15 protein-coding genes are annotated in these 17,183 nt (G+C 58.6%); 13 read left to right on the top strand and 2 right to left on the bottom strand.

Features of this window, described 5'->3' with window-relative positions:
* Positions 1 to 206 precede the first annotated feature (206 nt).
* The 13 genes from nifB (at position 207) to MHI24_RS09960 (ending at position 15,077) form a co-directional block, all read left to right on the top strand.
* Positions 207 to 1,604: a nitrogenase cofactor biosynthesis protein NifB gene (nifB, locus tag MHI24_RS10020; RefSeq protein ID WP_340025487.1), complete on the top strand. Its 1,398-nt coding sequence runs from the start codon at positions 207 to 209 to the stop codon at positions 1,602 to 1,604.
* Positions 1,579 to 2,445: a nitrogenase iron protein gene (nifH, locus tag MHI24_RS10015; protein WP_340025486.1), complete on the top strand. Its 867-nt coding sequence runs from the start codon at positions 1,579 to 1,581 to the stop codon at positions 2,443 to 2,445. The genes nifB and nifH overlap by 26 nt, the downstream gene beginning before the upstream one ends.
* Positions 2,446 to 2,506: 61 nt before the next feature.
* Complete coding sequence (gene nifD / locus MHI24_RS10010) at positions 2,507 to 3,964, top strand: nitrogenase molybdenum-iron protein alpha chain (RefSeq protein WP_340025485.1); 1,458 nt, start codon at positions 2,507 to 2,509, stop codon at positions 3,962 to 3,964.
* Positions 3,961 to 5,520, top strand: a complete 1,560-nt coding sequence (nifK, locus tag MHI24_RS10005) for a nitrogenase molybdenum-iron protein subunit beta (RefSeq protein ID WP_340025484.1) — start codon at positions 3,961 to 3,963, stop codon at positions 5,518 to 5,520. Before nifD ends, nifK begins: the two co-directional genes overlap by 4 nt.
* A gap of 35 nt (positions 5,521 to 5,555) precedes the next feature.
* Positions 5,556 to 6,920: a nitrogenase iron-molybdenum cofactor biosynthesis protein NifE gene (nifE, locus tag MHI24_RS10000; RefSeq protein WP_340025483.1), complete on the top strand. Its 1,365-nt coding sequence runs from the start codon at positions 5,556 to 5,558 to the stop codon at positions 6,918 to 6,920.
* Complete coding sequence (gene nifN / locus MHI24_RS09995; protein WP_340025482.1) at positions 6,910 to 8,238, top strand: nitrogenase iron-molybdenum cofactor biosynthesis protein NifN; 1,329 nt, start codon at positions 6,910 to 6,912, stop codon at positions 8,236 to 8,238. The genes nifE and nifN overlap by 11 nt, the downstream gene beginning before the upstream one ends.
* The gene (nifX, locus tag MHI24_RS09990; RefSeq protein WP_340025480.1) at positions 8,213 to 8,623 is read left to right on the top strand and encodes a nitrogen fixation protein NifX; all 411 of its coding nucleotides are present in this window, start codon (positions 8,213 to 8,215) and stop codon (positions 8,621 to 8,623) included. Before nifN ends, nifX begins: the two co-directional genes overlap by 26 nt.
* Positions 8,607 to 9,173: a DUF269 domain-containing protein gene (locus MHI24_RS09985; RefSeq protein ID WP_340025479.1), complete on the top strand. Its 567-nt coding sequence runs from the start codon at positions 8,607 to 8,609 to the stop codon at positions 9,171 to 9,173. Before nifX ends, MHI24_RS09985 begins: the two co-directional genes overlap by 17 nt.
* Positions 9,174 to 9,209: 36 nt before the next feature.
* Positions 9,210 to 9,962, top strand: coding sequence for a HesA/MoeB/ThiF family protein (locus tag MHI24_RS09980; RefSeq protein WP_340025477.1), 753 nt, complete (start codon positions 9,210 to 9,212; stop codon positions 9,960 to 9,962).
* Positions 9,959 to 11,101: a homocysteine methyltransferase gene (locus MHI24_RS09975; RefSeq protein WP_340025476.1), complete on the top strand. Its 1,143-nt coding sequence runs from the start codon at positions 9,959 to 9,961 to the stop codon at positions 11,099 to 11,101. Before MHI24_RS09980 ends, MHI24_RS09975 begins: the two co-directional genes overlap by 4 nt.
* Before the next feature lie 291 nt (positions 11,102 to 11,392).
* The gene (locus tag MHI24_RS09970) at positions 11,393 to 13,096 is read left to right on the top strand and encodes an alpha-glucosidase (RefSeq protein WP_340025474.1); all 1,704 of its coding nucleotides are present in this window, start codon (positions 11,393 to 11,395) and stop codon (positions 13,094 to 13,096) included.
* Between the two features lie 207 nt (positions 13,097 to 13,303).
* Positions 13,304 to 14,041, top strand: a complete 738-nt coding sequence (locus MHI24_RS09965) for a class I SAM-dependent methyltransferase (RefSeq protein ID WP_340025473.1) — start codon at positions 13,304 to 13,306, stop codon at positions 14,039 to 14,041.
* A gap of 40 nt (positions 14,042 to 14,081) precedes the next feature.
* On the top strand, positions 14,082 to 15,077 hold the full coding sequence (locus MHI24_RS09960) for an MBL fold metallo-hydrolase (RefSeq protein WP_340025472.1): 996 nt from the start codon (positions 14,082 to 14,084) through the stop codon (positions 15,075 to 15,077).
* Positions 15,078 to 15,501: 424 nt separating this feature from the next.
* On the opposite strand, the gene MHI24_RS09955 is transcribed toward MHI24_RS09960, so the two are convergent.
* Both MHI24_RS09955 and MHI24_RS09950 read right to left on the bottom strand, forming a co-directional pair.
* On the bottom strand, positions 15,502 to 16,335 hold the full coding sequence (locus MHI24_RS09955) for a hypothetical protein (RefSeq protein ID WP_340025471.1): 834 nt from the start codon (positions 16,333 to 16,335) through the stop codon (positions 15,502 to 15,504).
* 39 nt (positions 16,336 to 16,374) lie between these two features.
* A complete protein-coding gene (locus MHI24_RS09950; protein WP_340025470.1) occupies positions 16,375 to 16,974 on the bottom strand; it encodes a phosphatidylglycerophosphatase A in 600 nt (199 codons plus the stop codon).
* Positions 16,975 to 17,183 lie beyond the last annotated feature (209 nt).

Raw genomic sequence — 17,183 nt, 5'->3', positions numbered from 1 at the left:
TCAAGCGCTGGAGTAATTGACGATGCCCGGTGATGAAAATATGATGAAACTAATCAAAGCATACAAGTCAGTTAAATGTTAAGTAAAATAACATTAACCAGACAAGGATTACCTGAAACACGTTGTGCAAGAAAATAGTGAAGCTCTATCCCTTAACGGTAGAGAAGCTTCCAAAGCGGGTTCTGAACTTAAAAGGAGGTGGGAACATGCAGCCGTCATGTCGGTCAAGTGAAGCGGAGGAGGAGATTAGCCGCCACCCGTGCTACAGCGAGGAGGCTCACAGGTTCTATGCCCGGATGCACATCCCGGTTGCTCCCGCCTGCAACATCCAGTGCAATTACTGCAACCGCAAGTTCGACTGTGTGAATGAGAGCAGGCCGGGCGTGGTCAGTGAGGTGCTGACGCCGGAGCAGGCGGAACGCAAGGTGAGGGGCGTTGCCGCTCAATTAATGCAGCTGTCGGTGGTGGGAATAGCCGGTCCGGGTGATCCGCTGGCGAATCCGGAGCAGACGTTCGAGACCTTTGCCAGAGTCAGAAAGCAGGTGCCGGATGTCTCCCTGTGCCTCAGCACCAACGGACTTACGCTGTACCGGCATGTGGAGGAGATTATGGAGCTTGGCATCCGCCACGTCACGATCACCATCAATGCTACCGATCCGGAGGTTGCCCAGGCGATTTATCCCTGGGTCGTCGATGAGGGCATCCGTTATGAAGGAAGAGAGGCCGCCGAGCTGCTGATCAGCCGCCAGCTGCTGGGGCTTGAACGGCTGGCTGCGCTGGGGGTGCTGGTCAAAGTGAACTCCATTATGATTCCCGGGGTCAACGATCACCACCTCCCGGAAGTGTCCAGACGGGTGAAGGAGCTGGGGGCCACGCTGCACAATGTAACACCGCTGATCATCGCCCCGGGCAGCCGGTACGAAACGGACGGGCGTAAGGCGCCCCGTCCCAGGGAACTGCTGAACCTCCAGGAGCAGCTCGGCCGCGGGGGCATGAAGGTCATGCGCCACTGCCGGCAATGCCGGGCAGATGCCATCGGGCTGCTGGGCCAGGACCGGAGCCGCGACTTCCCGCTGGAAGCGATGGAAGCTCTGCCGGCTGTGGACCAGGAAGCGAGGGCGATGTTCCAGCGTGAGCTGGACGATACCATCCGCGAGCGGGTTCGGGCCAGGAAGGCCAGAGCTTTACGCGAAGGCGGGCCGAGGACCAGGGTCGCCGTGGCTACACGGGGCGGCGATAAGGTGAACCAGCATTTCGGACATGCGACTGAATTTCTGGTCTACGATACAGACGGAACAGAGGTGAAGCTGCTCGGTGTCCGCAAGATCCAGGCGTATTGTCACGGCAAGGCAGACTGCAACGGCGATAAGGCCGATACCTTGCAAGAGATCATATCGATACTAAGCGATTGCCGCATTCTGCTCTGCTCCGGCATCGGCGATGCGCCGAAGACCAGCCTGAACCAGGCAGGGGTACTGCCGCTCGTGCGCAAAGGCGGAATTCGCGAAGCTATTCTCGAAAGCGTCAAGTACAGCTCTTATTTTGAAAATATAAACCAATCTGAAGGGATGATGAATCATGAGACAAATCGCGTTCTACGGTAAAGGCGGTATCGGCAAATCGACAACTTCACAAAACACCCTGGCCCAGCTGGCTACCAAATTCGGGCAAAGAGTAATGATCGTTGGCTGTGACCCCAAGGCAGACTCCACCCGCCTGATTCTGAACACGAAGGCCCAGAACTCTGTACTGGAGATGGCTGCTGAGCTTGGCTCCGTAGAGGATCTGGAGTTGGACGATGTTCTGCAGACCGGCTTCGGCGACATCATCAACGTGGAATGCGGCGGACCGGAGCCGGGCGTAGGCTGTGCAGGGCGCGGGATCATTACCGCCATCAACTTCCTGGAGCAGGAGGGCGCTTATCAGGACCTCGATTTCGTCTCCTACGATGTACTCGGTGACGTTGTATGCGGCGGGTTCGCGATGCCGATCCGTGAAGGCAAGGCCCAGGAGATCTATATCGTCTGCTCCGGTGAGATGATGGCCATGTACGCAGCGAACAATATCGCCCGCGGGATTCTGAAGTATGCCACCAGCGGCGGGGTGAGACTGGGCGGCCTGATCTGCAACAGCCGCAACACCGACCGCGAGGATGAGCTGATTACCGAGTTGGCCCGCCGCCTGAACACGCAGATGATCCATTTCGTGCCCCGTGACAATGTGGTCCAGCACGCCGAACTGCGCAGAATGACCGTGGCCCAGTATAACCCCGCACATCCGCAGGCGCTGGAATACGAGCAGCTGGCCGAGAAGATCCTCAATAACAAAATGCTGACCATCCCGACACCGATCTCGATGGAGGAGCTGGAAGAGCTGCTGATGGAATTCGGCATCATTGAAGACGAGGAAGCAGCGATCAAGAAGCTGAAGGCTTCGGGGCTGTAAGCGGCGGTCAGGCTTGAAACTCAACTTTTAAGTAAGCCATTAGATAAAGGAGGGTCAATTCATGGGGCTGAATATCGAAGAGAATCAGAAGCTCGTTGCCGACATTCTGGAAGCCTACCCGAAAAAAGCGCGGAAGGACCGGGAGAAGCACTTCCAGGTTGCTAACGATCAGGCGATCGACTGCGGCACCTGCGCGGTGAAGTCCAATATCAAATCCCGTCCGGGCGTTATGACCCCGCGCGGCTGCGCCTATGCCGGGTCCAAAGGTGTGGTCTGGGGCCCGATCAAGGATATGGTCCATATCAGTCATGGTCCTGTAGGCTGCGGCCAGTATAGCTGGGGCTCGCGCCGCAACTTCGCGAACGGCACGCTGGGCATCGACAATTTCACCGCGATGCAGATTACCAGTGATTTTCAGGAGACGGATATTGTCTTCGGCGGGGATAAGAAGCTGGCCGTCATTATGCGCGAGATTACCGAGATGTTCCCGCTGGCCAAAGGGATTTCAGTGCAGTCTGAGTGTCCCGTTGGGCTGATCGGCGATGATATTGAAGCGGTATCCAAGAAGATGTCCAAGGAGCTGGATATGCCGGTGGTGCCGGTACGCTGCGAGGGCTTCCGCGGAGTCAGCCAGTCGCTGGGCCACCATATCGCCAACGATGCGATCCGCGATTTCGTGATGGGCCGTGCCGAGCTGGCGGAGACCGGTCCTTACGATGTCAATATTATCGGGGACTATAACATCGGCGGCGATGCCTGGGCCTCCCGTATCCTGCTGGAGGAGATGGGGCTGCGTGTGATTGCCCAGTGGTCCGGAGACGGCTCCCTGAATGAGCTGGAGATTGCGCACAAGGCCAAGCTGAACCTGATCCACTGCCACCGGTCGATGAACTACATGGTGGATCATATGGAGAAGGCCTACGGCATCCCTTATCTGGAATACAATTTCTTCGGACCTACGAAGACCTATGAGAGCCTGCGGGCGATTGCGGCCCTGTTCGATGAGACGATTCAGGAGAATTGCGAGAAGATGATTGCCAAATACAAGCCGGTCATGGATGCCGTGATCAGCAAATACCGGCCGCGTCTGGAGAATAAAACTGTCATGCTGATGATCGGCGGCCTGCGCTCCCGGCATACCATCGGAGCCTATGAGGATCTGGGGATGGATATCGTAGCCTCCGGCTATGAGTTCGCCCACAAGGATGATTATGAGAAGATGCTCCCGATGCTGGAGGAGGGAACCATCGTCATGGATGATCCCACTGCCTACGAGCTGGAGGAGCTGACCAAGAAGATGAATATCGATCTGGTCGGCTCGGGCGTGAAGGAGAAGTATGTCTATCACAAAATGGGTGTGCCGTTCCGCCAGATGCACTCCTGGGATTACAGCGGTCCGTATCATGGCTTCGACGGCTTCAAGGTGTTTGCCAAGGATATGGATATGACCGTGAACAGCCCGGTATGGAAGCTGGTAGGCCGCAAGGGAAGCACTCAGCCGGAGGAGGCGGGCGTATGAGCAGAGATGAACTGAATATTAAGGATAATACCAGCCTGTTCAAGGAAGCGCGTTACCTGCAGCAGCGGGAGAACAAGAAGCAGTTCGAAGCGCCCTGCAGCGAGCAGGAGACCGCCGAGGCGCTGGCATACTCCAAGTCTGCCGAATATATGGAGAAGAATTTCAGCCGCCAGAATGTGGTGATTAATCCGCATAAAGCCTGCCAGCCGCTCGGGTCGGTCATGGCTGCACTCGGATTCGAGAAGACGCTGCCGTTCGTACACGGCTCGCAGGGCTGCAACGCTTACTTCCGCAGCCATCTCAGCCGCCATTTCAAGGAGCCTACGCCGTCAGTCTCCACCTCTATGACCGAGGACGCCGCCGTCTTCGGCGGGATGAACAATCTGATCGACGGCCTGGAGAACAGTATTGCGCTGTATAAGCCGGAGATGGTTGCCATCTGTACCACCTGCATGGCCGAGGTCATCGGGGATGACCTGAATGCTTTTATCGGCAATGCCAGGGTTAAAGGGGTAATCAGCGAAGAATATCCGGTCGCATACTGCAATACACCGAGCTTCGTCGGCTCCCATATCACGGGCTACGATGCCATGCTGAAGGGCATTCTGAGCTATCTCTACACGCGTTCCGGCATTGAGAGCAAGCCGGGAAGCGGGGCGGAGAGCGGGGAGAAGCTGAATGTCATGCTGGGCTTCGAGCCATACACCGGCAACTTCGCAGAGATGCGCAAGATTCTGGCCGCCTTCGATACCAAGTATACGATTCTGGGCGACCACAGCGGAAACTACGATTCGCCGGCAACCGGTGAATACGAATACTATTACGGCGGTACCAAGCTGGAGGAGGTGCCACAGGCAGCCAATGCGCTAGGCACGCTGTCCCTGCAGAAGTATACGCTGAAGAAGACACAGGAATATATCAGCGGCACCTGGAACCAGCAGATTGCGGCATTGTCGACACCGCTTGGCATCACAGGGACCGATAAGCTGCTCGAAGCGATCAGCGAGCTGACCGGCCTGCCGGTTCCAGCAATGCTTACGGAAGAGCGCGGCCGGGTGGTAGACGCGCTGATGGACAGCCATCCGTACCTGCACGGCAAGCGGGTTGCGCTGGTGGGTGACCCGGATCTGCTGATCGGCCTGATCGGGTTCTGCCTGGAGACCGGAATGGAGCCGGTGCATATCATCTGCTCGAACGGGGATGTGGATTACAACGAAGTGAAGTTCAAGGAGGAGGCCGAGGCGCTGCTGGCCGCAAGCCCGTATGGCTCCGAAGCCACAGTGCATGTCGGCAGAGACCTGTGGCATATGCGCTCGCTGCTGCTGAATGACAAGGTGGACTTAGCGATTGGCAGCTCGCATCTGAAGTTTGCCGCCAAGGATGCGGAGGTACCGCTGGTGCGGGTAGGCTTCCCGATCTTCGACCGCCATCATATGCACCGGTACCCGATTATCGGGTATCAGGGCACGCTTAACCTGCTGAGCCTGATCGTCAACACGATTCTTCAGCAGCTCGATGATCATAACTCCGGCTTTAACTTTGAACTGGTGCGTTAATTACACAGCATCTTAAGCGAAGGAGAGGATAGCCGATGGACCCTGTTCGGCATGACGAATTCGATTCCCAGGCTTGCGGGAGCATCGCGCCCAAGGTGAAGGCCTGTCCGCGGCCCAAGCCGGGAGAAGCCGCCGGAGGCTGCTCCTTCGATGGAGCCCAGATCACACTGCTGCCGATTATGGACGCTGCGCATCTGGTTCATGGGCCGGTTGCCTGTGCGGGCAACAGCTGGGAGAGCAGGGGCACGCTCTCCAGCGGCCCCTCCCTCTCCCAATACGGCTTCGCTACAGACCTGACGGATTCCGATATTATCTTCGGCGGAGAGAAGAAACTGAAGGACAGCATTGACTATATTGCCGGGCGCTTTGCGCCTCCGGCAATATTTGTATATTCAACCTGTGTGACCGCGCTGACCGGCGAGGATCTGGATAGCGTCTGCAAGGAGGCGGCGGAACGGCTTGGCCTGCCGGTCATTCCCGTGAACAGCCCCGGCTTCGTCGGGAGCAAGAATCTCGGGAACCGGCTGGCGGGAGAAGCCCTGCTGCAATACGTCATCGGTACGGGAGAGCCGGAGCCGGAGACGGTGATGGGGGTCAATCTGATCGGCGAATATAATATTGCCGGAGAGATGTGGGATATCGAGCGCCTGATGGGCAGCGCCGGAATCGCAGTGACCTCGCGGATCACGGGGGATGCCCGTTATAAGGAGATTACCTGGGCGCACCGGGCCAAGGTGAACATGGTGGTATGCAGCCGGGCGCTGCTGGGCCTGGCCCGGGAGATGGAGGGAAGATACGGGATTCCTTTCTTTGAGGGCTCGTTCTACGGCGCGAAGGAGACGACCTATTCGCTGCGCCAGATGGCATATCTGATGAACGACCGCGAGATGGAGCGGCGGGTGGACCGGCTGACCGAGCGGGAGGAGTCCCGGCTCAGCCAGGAGCTGCGGCCTTACCGCAAGCTGCTGAAGGGCAAGCGGGCCGTGCTCTACACCGGCGGCGTCAAGAGCTGGTCGGTCATCTCGGCGCTGAAGGAGCTGGGCGTTCAGGTTGTCGGCGTCGGCACGAACAAAAGCACCCAGGATGATGTGCGGCGGATCGCGGACCGGGTGGGCGACGACACGGAATATATTCCTGAAGGCGGAGCCAGCCGGATTATCAAGACCGTCAGAGAGCGCAAGGCGGATATTATGATCGCCGGAGGCCGCAATATGTACGTAGCCATGAAAGAACAGATCCCCTTCATCGATATTAATCAGGAGCGCCACAAGGCGTATGCCGGATATGAAGGGCTGCTGAGGCTGGCGAAGGAGCTGGCGTATTCGCTGGGTAATCCGATCTGGAAGCTGGCCGCAAGCCCGGCTCCCTGGGATAAGGAGGCGCCGCCGTATGACCGTTAACCGCAGAAAGAAGCCGGTATCGGTGAATCCTCTGAAGATCGGGCAGTCGCTGGGAGCCGTACTGGCCCTGCAGGGCTGTTACCGGGCGATGCCGCTGATTCACGGGGCGCAGGGCTGCTCCGCTTTTCCGAAGGCGCTGCTCACCCGTCATTTCCGCGAGCCGATTGCCCTGCAGACCTCTGCGCTGCAGGAGATGGATGTCATCTTCGATGCGAACCGCAATCTGGAGGAGGCGCTGAACCTGGTGCTGAGCAAGCATCGCCCGGATATCATCGGCATCATTGGAACCGAGCTGACCGATGTGGCCGGAGTGGATTACCAGAACATGCTGAAGTCGTATAAAAGAGAGCGGAATATGCGCGGAGGGCTCGCCTTCACCGTGGTGCTGCCGGATTTTCGCGGGTCGCTGGAATCGGGGTTCAGCGCTACGGTTGAGTCGATGATCGACGAGATGATCCAGCAGGCGGGGCACCGGGGGGCAAGAAGCGTGAACAGCAGGCAGATTACCTTGCTGCCCGGCTCCTTCCTAACCCCGGCCGATGTGATGGAGCTGAAGGAGATGATCTCCTCCTTCGGCTTCGAGGTGATTGCCCTGCCGGATATTTCAACCTCCTTATCGGGACATCTGCTGACCGGCTTCTCCCCGCTGACGCGGGGCGGAGTTCCCCTGGACTCGATGCTGCAGAGCCTGCAGTCCGGGCTGACAATTGCTGTTGGCGGCAGCATGGAGCGTCCGGCCAGACGGCTGCACAATGCGCTCGGCACACCATATAAGGTGTTTGAGGGGGCAATGGGGCTGAAGGCTACGGATGAGCTGCTGCATTTCCTGCATCAGATCAGCGGGGAGCCGGTGCCGCTGCGGTATTGCTGGCAGCGCGAGAATCTGCTCGACAGCATGCTCGATGCCCATTTTCAGTTCGCCGGGATGTCTGTCCTGGCTGCGCTGGAGCCGGATCATCTGTATTCTGTCTCCGGCTGGCTGGAGGAGCTGGGGGTTGAGCAGAAGGCGCTGCTAACCTCCTTCGAGACCCCGCTGGTCGCGGGAATGGAACGCGAGGTATGGGTGGGGGATCTGGACGATGCCGAGGTGCTGGGCAAGGGAGCTGATCTGTGGATCAGCAATTCGCATGGGATTGCCGGTGCGAAGCGGGTCTCCGCAGCCTTCCTGGCTGCCGGATTCCCGGTGTGGAGTGAGCTTGGGGCCTATATGTCCGTCTCGGTCGGATACAGGGGGGCTATGGAGTGGAGCAACAGGGCAGGAAATCTGATCATGCAAAGGGAGGCAGGCAGCCGTGAAAGTAGCGTTCGCCACAGATGATGGAAGCCGTGTGAATGCCCATTTCGGGCAGAGTCCGATGTTTGCTGTATATGAGGTAACGAAATCCGGCGCCTCCCTGGTGGAGCTGCGCCGGCTGACCATAGTACCGGGCCAGGATGAAGCGGGCAAAATTGACAGCCGCCTGGAGGCGGTAAGCGACTGCACGCTGATCTTCATTATGCAGATCGGCGCATCTGCGGCCGCAAGGGTGACGCGCCGCAAGATTATGCCGGTGAAGGTGCCGATCGGCAGCTCCATTGAAGAGCAGCTGAAGCGGCTGACGGAGATGCTTCAGGGCAAGCCGCCCATGTGGCTGGCCAAGGTGCTGCGGGCGGAGGAACTGGAAGAGGGCGAAGGAGGAGATGCAGATGGAACCCATGGCTAATGAGAATGCGGCATTGCTGAATCCGGCGGTGGCGGAAGGGGCGGCCCTGAGACCGCGCAGCCGGAAAGCCCGCGCTGATCTGAATCCCGGGACGGTGGAAGCCCTGACCCGCCGCCTGTGCGATGTGCTGGATGCCGGAGATTTCTACGGCCGGCATGCCTCGCTCCCGGCGGCGGAGAAGATCGGGAAGCTGTTCCTGGCTTCTGCCGGAGACCGGGAGCAATCGGAATTCAATTGCAGCGTCTCACCGAAGGTCCGCCAGCAGGTGCCGCTGCTGTTCCAGGCGATGGCCGGAGTGATGGAGGAGCGCAGCGGACTCCTCATCCAGAGCTCGGCAGAGATTAACGGCGAGGGCTTCGGCCGGGGGCTGCTGTACAGCGGGAGGGTCATCCTGGTGCTGCGCAGCCTGCGGGCCGGCTTCCCCTTCCCGTTCACCTCGGTGGAGAAGACGATCCGGTACGGGGCGGAGTGTATTGAAGAAGGGCTGGCATTTCTGGACAAATATCATGAGTTGACCTCAGAGCATGGCCTGCTTAGTCTTGAGGGCTAAAGGCCGCTGAATTCTTGGGTATAGGAGGCGCCTGGAATGGAGCAGCTTGCCGGAGATGTGGAGCTGAAGCGGTATGCCCGGCAGCTGAAGCTGCTTGGGGAGGACGGGCAGAAGGCCTTGAAGGAAGCAACCGTCCTGGTGGCCGGGGTCGGCGGGCTGGGCGGAACGGCGGCGCTATATCTGGCTGCGGCCGGCGTAGGGCGGCTGATTCTGGCTCATGAGGGGGTCATTGTCCCCCCGGATCTGAACCGTCAGATTCTGATGGATACCGGGCATCTCGGCCAGGAGCGGATGAGTACGGCGGTTGCCCGGCTGAAGCAGCTTAACCCGCATGTGGAGATTGAAGGCCATAATGCCAGAATTGAACCGCATACCGCTGCACCCTGGGTAGAGGCGGCGGATATTGTGATCGATGCCCGGTACGATTTCCCGGAGCGGTATGCGCTGAACCGTCTGTGTGTGGAGCTGGACACCCCGATGGTAGAGGCGGCGATGTACGGTTATGAAATATCGCTCACCACGGTGATTCCGGGGCTCACCCCCTGCCTGGAATGCCTGTACCCGGATGTGCAGCCGGAGTGGGAGCCGCTCGGGTTCCCTGTTCTCGGCGCAACCTCCGGCATGGCAGGTTGTCTGGCCGCGCTGGAGGCCGTAAAATGGATTACAGGGGTAGGGACAACTTATGCGGGCGTAATGCATCGCTTCAGCTCACTCGACTTCGCCTGTTATAGCGTCCGTATTGCCCGTAATCCGAATTGCGCTTGCTGCGGAGAGGGAGGTAAACCGTGAGACGTCTCAAGCTATGTGACACGACACTGAGGGATGGTGAACAGGCGGCCGGGGTATCATTCACGAGGGCGGAAAAGCTGGAAATCGCAAAGTTGCTGTCGGAGAGCGGAGTAGAGCAGGCAGAGATTGGAATTCCTGCCATGGGCAAACGGGAGCAGGAGGATATCGCGGCCATCGCTTCATTGGGATTGCCCATGAAGCTGATGACCTGGAACCGTTCGGTCCTTGCGGACATTGACAAGGCCAAGGCGACCGGAGTGAATTGGAGCCATGTCTCCCTGCCGGTGTCGGGGATTCAGCTGAAGGGCAAGCTGGGCTTGTCGTCCCGGGAGGGGCTGAACAAGCTGCTTCGTGCAGCGGAATACGGACTGCGGCAGGGCATGACGGTGTCGGTCGGCATGGAGGATGCCTCCCGGGCGGATATGGCCTTCCTGACCGAACTGGTGAATACGCTGCACCAGGAAGGCATCCGCAGGTTCCGCTATGCGGATACCGTCTCGGTGCATCATCCGGGGCAGATTGCCGACCGGGTACGCCTGCTGCTGGCGGAAGTGCCCGGGGATGTGGAACTGGAGGTGCACTGCCACAATGATTTCGGGCTGGCCTGTGCCAATACCCTCAGCGGCATCGCCGCCGGGGCGGTGTGGGCCAGCACCACGGTAGCCGGTATCGGGGAGCGGACCGGCAATGCGGCCATGGAGGAAGTTGCCATGGCCTGGCGTTATTTGTACGGCGGGGAGTGCGCCGTCCGGCTGGACCTGCTTCAGGGCCTTGCGGACAAGGTCATTGCCGCCTCGAGGCGTAATGTCGGGGACGCGAAGCCGATTGTGGGGCAGCTTGCCTTTACCCATGAATCGGGTATTCATGTGGACGGGCTGATGAAGGAGCAGGCGACCTATCAGTCCTTCGATCCGGCGGAGGTCGGCCGGGCCCACCGCTTCGTGCTCGGCAAGCATTCCGGCAGCGGCGGGGTGACGCATGTGCTGGAGCAGCGCGGGCTTGAGGTCAGTAACGAGACAGCCGGCCGCCTGCTGGAGAAGGTCCGTGCCTACGCGGAAGCCACCAAAAGCACTGTGCCGGAGTATATGCTGGTGCAATGGCTGATGGAGGAGCAGCAGCGTGCGCAGAATGCGGTGTAGTCGGTATGGAAGGCGGTAGTCCGGTTTAAGGCCGATGTATAAGCAGATAGAGTGAAAGACGGATAGCGGGATGGATTGCGCGAGTGTATATAGTAATGCTGCGGCTGCGGCGGCCTTCCTGGGGAGGGCTGGCGCGGCTTTTTTGATCTTTTTTGATAGATAAGAATTTATTTGTTTTGTGGGGATAGTTTAGCGGGTTCTTCGCATCAATTGTTATTCTCTTCAGCCAGTGTGGTTAAGATATATTAAATATCTTACACAACAGGAACCGAAGAGCGGAGGGAATCTGAAGTGAACCCCAAATGGTGGAAAGAGTGTGTCGTGTACCAGATCTACCCGATCAGCTTCATGGACAGTAACGGTGACGGGATTGGTGATCTGCGCGGCATTATATCGAAGCTTGATTACCTGCAGGACCTTGGTGTGGATGTCATCTGGGTCTGCCCGATTTATAAATCGCCGAACCATGACAACGGGTATGATATCAGCGATTATTGCGACATTATGAAGGAATTCGGCACGATGGCGGATTTCGATGAGCTGCTGCGCGACATGCATTCCCGCGGCATGAAGCTGATGATGGACCTGGTGCTGAACCATACCTCGCATGAGCATCCGTGGTTTATCGAGTCGCGAAGCTCGAAGGACAATCCCAAGCGTGACTATTATATCTGGCGCAAAGGCAAAAACGGCGGCCCGCCGAACAACTGGGAATCCTATTTCAGCGGCTCGGTCTGGGAGCTGGACCCCCGGACGGATGAGTATTATCTGCATCTGTACTCCCGGTTCCAGCCTGATCTTAACTGGGAGAATCCGGCGGTCATCGACAAGCTGCATGAGATGGTACAGTGGTGGCTGAAGAAGGGGGTCGACGGCTTCCGCTTCGATGCGATTGCCCATATTGTGAAGGCGGAAGGCTACCCGGATGCCCGGAATCCTGCCGGCACACCTACAGTGCGGGCTTACGATATGTTCTCGAACCTGGACCATGTGCATACCCTGCTGCAGAATCTGCATGACCAGGTGCTCTATTTCTACGACATTATGACGGTTGGAGAGACCTCGGGGCTCGGGCCGGAGCAGGCGCTGGATTACGTCGGGGACGGGCGGCGCGAGCTGAATATGACTTTTCAGTTCGAGCATATGAACCTGGATGCGGCTTCGCCGGGCAGCGGGAAGTGGGATGTGGTGCCCTGGAAGCTGGCCGACCTCAAGGCGATCATCAGCAACTGGCAGACCGTGCTCCACAACCGGGGCTGGAACGCCAACTACCTGAACAACCATGACCAGCCGCGCTCGGTCTCGCGGTTCGGCGATGATCTCTACTACCGCATTCCCTCGGCCAAAATGCTCGCGACCTTCGTCCACATGCTCGAAGGCACCCCCTATATCTATCAGGGTGAGGAGCTGGGGATGACGAATGTGGCCTTCGAGTCGATTGACGATTACCGGGATGTGGAGACGCTTAATTACTATGAGGAGAAGCGGAAGAATGGCGTGCCCGAAGCTGACATTATGGCTGCCATTCATAAGAAAAGCCGGGACAACGCCCGCACACCGATGCAATGGGATGACAGCGACGAAGGCGGGTTCACGACAGGCGTTCCGTGGATCAGAGTCAACTCCAATTCCCGCGAGATCAATGCGGCCAGCAGCATCAAGGACCCGGATTCCATCTACAATTACTACAAGAAGCTGATTCAGCTGCGTAAAAAGCATCAGGTCATTGTCTACGGTGAATATGAGCTGCTGCTGGAGGACCATCCGGAAATCTATGCCTATTCCCGTACACTGGAGGATCAGCGCCTGCTCGTCATTCTGAATTTCTTCGGGCATGAGCCGGTATTCACGCTGCCGGATTCTTTCCAGCCGGGTGAGAAGCTGGAGCTGCTGATCTCCAATTATCCCCCCGCCCGGGAGGAGGATCTGAGTCAGCTTAAGCTTCGTCCATATGAAGCAAGAGTGTATTTGCAGCGCTTAAGCACAGGTTCATAGAAGCTTTGCTATAGAGGTATGGGGAGCGGCAGTCGCGGTCGGATGACCGGGGTTGCCGCTGTTTGTGCTGCGGAGCCTGCGTTTGAATTCGCTTTTATCTGTTGCAGGTCTGTGACTTAGCTAGGTTTCTAAGGAAAAAAACGGTACAATAGGCGTTATTAGAGATAAGCCCGTGCGGTGAAGCAGGCGGTGGAGGGAGTCCGAGAGATGAGTGAGTGGTATGAAACGAGCTTTGGCGAGGATTATCTGATCGTATACAGACACAGGGATTTCTGCGGCGCGCGCCATGAGGTGGAGCGTATGATTCAGTGGCTGAACCTGCCTCCGGGCGCCAGGGTGCTTGATCTTTGCTGCGGCATGGGCCGCCATTCACTGGCTCTGTCGCAGGCCGGGTATGAGGTTACCGGCGTCGATTTGTCCGAGGTGCTGCTGCGTGAGGCGCGGACGCAGGCCGGTGCTGAGCGAATTACCTGGATACGCTCGGATATGCGTGAGCTTCCGCTTGCCGGGGGCTTCGATGCTGTAGTCAATCTGTTTACGTCCTTCGGGTATTTCGAGGAGGATGAGGAGCAGGTCAAGGTGCTGAAGGAGGTCTTCCGGATGCTCAAGCCGGGTGGCCGGTTCATCATTGATTTCCTGAATCCCGCTTACGTAATCAGCCATCTGGTCCCTCATTCCGTCCGGGAGGACGGGGATACCCTAATCGATGAATCCCGCCGGATCGAGGATGGTTATGTGAAAAAGGAGATTCTGCTGACCTCAAAGCAAACCGGCGGTCCTGCCCGCAAATACCAGGAACGGGTGAAGCTGTATACGCTGGAGGATTTCCGCAGCCTGATTGCCGCCGCCGGACTGAAGCTGGAAGCTGTTCACGGCAGCTATGACGAGAGCAGTTATGATCCGGAGACGTCGCGGCGGATGATTTTTACGGGAGTCAGACCCTGATATGGTGCAGGGAAGAGGACTTAGAGGAGGCGGGGGCAGCTTGAGCAAGGAGATCATTCGATCCTGGGAGGGCGGCATTATTCAGGTATCCGTGCCGATGAGGCCGCCGCTGCGCCAGGTTAACAGCTATATTCTGCCGGACCGGGACGGCCGGGTGACGGTCATTGATCCGGGTCCCCATACAACGGATGCGGAGCTTGCCTGGGCGGGGGTGTTGGAGACGCTGGACCTGACCTGGACCCAGGTGCGGGATATCGTGGTCACCCATCATCATCCCGACCATTATGGTCTGGCGGGCTGGCTGCAGTCCCGCAGCGGTGCGCGGGTGTGGATGAGCGGGCGGGCTCATGCCGAAGCCGGGCTGGCCTGGGGCAGCGGGGCGATTCTCGATGAGGCGCTGCCGCTCTTGTTCCGGCGTCACGGGATGCCGGAGGAGTGGCTCACGGGCATCCGTGAGCATCTGAAGCAGTTCCTGCCGGAGGTGACCCCGCAGCCGGAGGTCACCTATCTGAATGCCGCGGAGCCGTTCGTGATGGGCAGCCGCAAGTGGCAGCCCATCGTCACCGGCGGCCATGCCCCGGGGCATGTGTCGTTCTATCACGCCGGCAGCGGGCAGATTCTGTGCGGCGATGCGGTGCTGCCGCAGATCTCGCCCAATGTCGGCCTGCAGCCGGGCAGCGATCCGCAGCCGCTGCAGACGTTCCTGGAGGGGCTGCGGGAGCTGCGCAGCCTTACGGTTGCGCTGGCGTTCCCGGGCCACCGGGAACCGTTCCAGGCCTTCACGGCGCGGGCGGACAGCCTGCTCCGGCATCATGAGGAGCGGCTGGATGCTGCCGCCGCTCTGCTTGCAGACGGGCCGCGGAGCGGGTTCGCCGTCTGCGAGGGGTTGTTCCGCAGCCGGGTCACAACGGCGCATCAGATGCGCTTCGCGATGAGCGAAGCGCTGGCGCACCTGGCGGAGCTGGTGCGCCGGGGCCGGGCCGCAGAGACCGAGGACGGCGCGGGCGGCGGCCTGCTGTTTGCGGCGGTAGAGTAAGGCGGCTGGAACAACAGCACCACCTGCATCCCAGCGGAAGTAACCCACACGCTCGTAACTCAGCCACAAACCAATGCGGACTGGAAGGACGTTATTTCGGTGCAATCGCCTCTTTTTGCATATCGCGCGGACTCAGAGGCCCTTAACTAACCTGCTTTACTGAAATTTGTGCTCCAAATGGCTCGATAACGGCACTCAGTCCGCAGCAGGCATATAAAGAGTCCTTTTCAACTAAATAGCGTCCTCTCTGTCCGTCTGCGTAACGATGATGAGATGAGGTGCAAGGGGGGCAGCGGAAATGAGGAGCACAAGTGCACCTGAATCCGGCCGGGGAGCGTAGATAGGGCCGCCAAAGCATAGACAACTAGTCCATGCTTGGCGGCCCTATATTTGCTATCCCTTACCTCAGATCCATCCGGCGTTCCTAGCCTTCCGGCGGGATGACTTGCAGCTTGGAGGGGTTGTTAATTTTGTATTTGACCGGGTGCTGGGTGAGCTTCTTGGCTACGATCTTGGCTTCGCAGGAGAGGCGATCGCCCTCCTTCAGCTCCAGCTTCTTCAGCGTAGCGCTATGGCTGGACCAGACCTCTTCGATCGGCAGATCATGGCCCTCGATGGTAATCCCTTCATAAATGATAACTTCGTCGTCGTTATCCGAGAAATGGTTGGGCACGGTGGTGAACTCCTTGACGACTGCGGTGATCTTGAGCTTGTCTTCCGGGAGCTGCACGGCTGCTTTTTTCTTGGCGGCTGGCTTCGCCGGCTTGCTCTCAGGAGCAGTCTGCTTCGCAGAAGCTGCACTTCCTGCTCCAGCTTCGCTCCCTTCGCTCTCCGCTACTTCAGCAACTCCACTCTCCCCGAGTCCATCTCCGCCAACAGCATCCGCATCCAGCAAAGCCCCCTCACCGGAAGCCTCCTCCGCCTCGGTAATCTCTCCGCCCTCTTCCAGAGCCTCCTCCGTCTTCGCCTCGGTTGCCGAGAACCCGCGCTGCCCGAAGCTGGCCGTCTGCATTTCCTTCAGGTAGGCCGGGTGAATGCAGTGGTGCTGCTTGTTCTCGAACTGGATGACCACGGTCTGATTATCTACGTAGCCCACTATCTCGCAAGGCAGGGACAGGCCCTGGCGCTTATACTGATAGGTCTTAGGCCGGGTCGCAGACCCGGACAGCAGATTCCATTCCTTGCACCGTTCAATCAGCTCGTCTTCACTCTCAAAATCCTGGATAGCCAAAGGCTCCACTACGAACGAATAGCTCATGCGTACTACGCACCCCTCTACTGAATATGATGAATCGTCTTATTCCGGTTCCGTGTCCTCCGGTGCACTATGGCGCGCGGCCTCCTCCACATCCTCCGGGGCATGGGGCTGGCCGAGCTCCTGCTCACGTTCCGCCTGCTTGCGGTGGGCAATCCGGCTGCTCGCGGCTGCGGCCACGGCACCGACGATATCGTCCAGATACGTGTGCACCTCGCCGGTAGACTTGTCATTCAGCCTCTCCAGCACGCCCGGCTTCAGCTTGTCCACGTAGCCGTAGTTGGTGAAGCCGATACTGCCGTATACGTTCACGATGGAGAAGGCGAGAATCTCATCCACGCCGTACAAGCCTTCGTCATTCTCTATCATATCCTGGAGCGGGCCGAACAGCTTGCCCTCTTCGGCCAGGACATCCAGCTGGATGCCGGTCAGCACCGCATTCTGCACCTCACGCTTGCTGAGCACCATCTCCACGTTGTGAATACACTCTTCCATGGTCAGGTTCGGATAGTACTTCTTCTGCAGCAGCATGACAAGCTCGGCGATCTCCTCCAGGGTTACCCCGCGCTTGTGCAGCCAGTAACGGGTGGCTTCGGCAACGGCTTTGCTGTTGAGGCTGTAAGGAATTTTGGCATCGGTCATGTGAAGTCCTCCATTTGTGAGTGGGTTATGATCGCTTAGATACCGGTATGTACTAAATTGTACGCAAGCGGCAGACTGATGTCCAGAAGCGCGGGTCAGGCTGAGCTTCCGCTGTCAGACAGGGGCACACTAAGCAACCGGACAACCCTTCTGTAATTTAGGATAAGCTGTTGTTATTTTTTGGACACAGGGCTCGTATACATAGCAGT

It is taken from the genome of Paenibacillus sp. FSL K6-1096, assembly GCF_037977055.1.
Classification (GTDB): domain Bacteria; phylum Bacillota; class Bacilli; order Paenibacillales; family Paenibacillaceae; genus Paenibacillus_AQ.
This window is presented reverse-complemented; position numbering and strand designations above follow the sequence as displayed.

Coding starts and splice junctions, on each gene's coding strand:
- nifD (WP_340025485.1), top strand. CDS start 2,507: ATGGGGCTGAATATCGAAGAGAATCAGAAGCTCGTTGCCGACATTCTG.
- nifE (WP_340025483.1), top strand. CDS start 5,556: ATGGACCCTGTTCGGCATGACGAATTCGATTCCCAGGCTTGCGGGAGC.
- nifH (WP_340025486.1), top strand. CDS start 1,579: ATGAGACAAATCGCGTTCTACGGTAAAGGCGGTATCGGCAAATCGACA.
- nifB (WP_340025487.1), top strand. CDS start 207: ATGCAGCCGTCATGTCGGTCAAGTGAAGCGGAGGAGGAGATTAGCCGC.
- nifK (WP_340025484.1), top strand. CDS start 3,961: ATGAGCAGAGATGAACTGAATATTAAGGATAATACCAGCCTGTTCAAG.
- MHI24_RS09965 (WP_340025473.1), top strand. CDS start 13,304: ATGAGTGAGTGGTATGAAACGAGCTTTGGCGAGGATTATCTGATCGTA.
- MHI24_RS09980 (WP_340025477.1), top strand. CDS start 9,210: ATGGAGCAGCTTGCCGGAGATGTGGAGCTGAAGCGGTATGCCCGGCAG.
- MHI24_RS09985 (WP_340025479.1), top strand. CDS start 8,607: ATGGAACCCATGGCTAATGAGAATGCGGCATTGCTGAATCCGGCGGTG.
- MHI24_RS09955 (WP_340025471.1), bottom strand. CDS start 16,335: ATGAGCTATTCGTTCGTAGTGGAGCCTTTGGCTATCCAGGATTTTGAG.
- nifN (WP_340025482.1), top strand. CDS start 6,910: ATGACCGTTAACCGCAGAAAGAAGCCGGTATCGGTGAATCCTCTGAAG.
- MHI24_RS09950 (WP_340025470.1), bottom strand. CDS start 16,974: ATGACCGATGCCAAAATTCCTTACAGCCTCAACAGCAAAGCCGTTGCC.